Source organism: Candidatus Ichthyocystis sparus (assembly GCF_900078745.1).
GTDB classification, from domain to species: domain Bacteria; phylum Pseudomonadota; class Gammaproteobacteria; order Burkholderiales; family 2013Ark19i; genus Ichthyocystis; species Ichthyocystis sparus.
Genome location: NZ_FKII01000028.1, coordinates 1 through 1,602 on the forward strand (window position 1 = coordinate 1; position 1,602 = coordinate 1,602).

The 1,602-nt window shown below is 40.6% G+C and carries 1 protein-coding gene; it reads left to right on the plus strand.

Translation table 11 applies throughout. The annotated features are described in order from the left end of the window. The coding region (locus tag A6733_RS08695; protein WP_176696738.1) for a hypothetical protein at nucleotides 1-1,602 on the plus strand (1,602 nt) is incomplete at both ends.

Below are 1,602 nucleotides of genomic sequence, written 5' to 3' on the forward strand. Positions count from 1 at the left end.
CTTTCTACGATTGGGAGAGCTATTTGGTGCAGGATCTATAGAGAATTGCATCTATCTAGTTTTATGTCTAGGTGTCTGTGTATATATCATTACAAGTACCGTCCTGATTTTATACGCGCACTTCCTGATATAAGGGTTTTATCAAGTACCTCTGATTGTGAGCTGGTTCCATTAAGTGGAGGTGTTTTATTAGATTTTTTGTCGAAACTAGATTGTGCTGCTTTTAATGTAGTGCAGTCTGTATTTGAGTCTCAGTGGGATGTAGTAGCTGATAGAGTTTTTGCTAAACTAGAAGATGGATCATTGAGTGGTGTTAGTTGTGAAGATGTTATTAGTGTCCTCGATATTGCTGGTATTCCTGCATCGGCATTTTCAGCTCCCCAAAGACAACTTAAAACAGGTAAAAGGAAGGTATCAGGAAATGGTGGTAGTGAAGTTGCAAGTGGTGGTGCTACTTTAGTAAGTGCTACCACAGGTCTTGTGAGTCCTTCTTCCAGTTTGCAACTTCAGTCTGAATTATTATCTCAACCCGAAACTGAGTTATTATCTGAAGGTACTGGATCTTCTTCGTCTATTGTTATTGAGCCTGTTCCACAAAGACATACGATAAGTAAGAAAAGCAAAAGATCAGGAAGTGGTAGTAAAGTTACAAGTGATGGTACGGCTTCAGTAAGTGCTACCACAGGTTTTGTGAGTCCTTCTTCCAGTTCGCAACTTCAATCTGAATTATTATCTCAATCTGAACCTGAGTTATTATCTGAAGGTACAGGGCCTTATTTGCCTGTTGTTACTGAGACTATTACTCAAAGACGTATGATAAGTGAAAGCAAGACATCAGAAGGTAGTAGTAAATGTGCAGATGCTTGCAGTACTGCTACTCTTACTCATTCCTCGGTTATCTCTTCTGCGCGACTTCGGTCTGAATTATCACATCAATCTGAGACACACTTAAGATCTTTGTTGCTATTTGAGGGGAAGCGTAATCAACCTTCTCGTAGATTTGTTAAATTGCTTTCTTGTAGAGATCAACCTGCTAATTTACCTGATATTGTTGCTGTTTCTACTTCTGACGATCCTATTTCAAATTATTCTGATTTTGGACCTTTAGTAGGTGAAGTATCTCCTGCTCCTTCATTTCAACCCTCTATTTCATTTGCACCCTTACCCTTATCTTCATCTCTTTCTGAGTCTGGGCCTCAATCTCAGCACGAGATGCAATTGGTATCTTTGTCTGGTGAGTGTTTTTCGAGAATTAGTGCTGATGTTTCAGTCTCGACTCTGGAAGGTGACGCTTCTGATTTGAGAGCTTTAGAAGATGGAGCATCCTCATCTGCGTCTGATAGTGTTGTTGCTGTATCCCCCTCCTCTGTTTCTGCGTTTGCACCTTTGTCTGCACCTGAACCTTTGTCTGTACCTGCGTCTGAGTTGTTAGTAGCTTCTGATATTTCTTCCTTTTTGTTACCATTAGCTGAAGGTTTATCTATGCCAACTGTTTCTGATCAGTCTGGTGTTATCTCTACTTCTGTAGCACTACCTGGTGTCGAATCTTCTTCGCCTGTTGATGGGTATATTGCTGTGCCAACTCCCTCTGTCGGTTCTTTT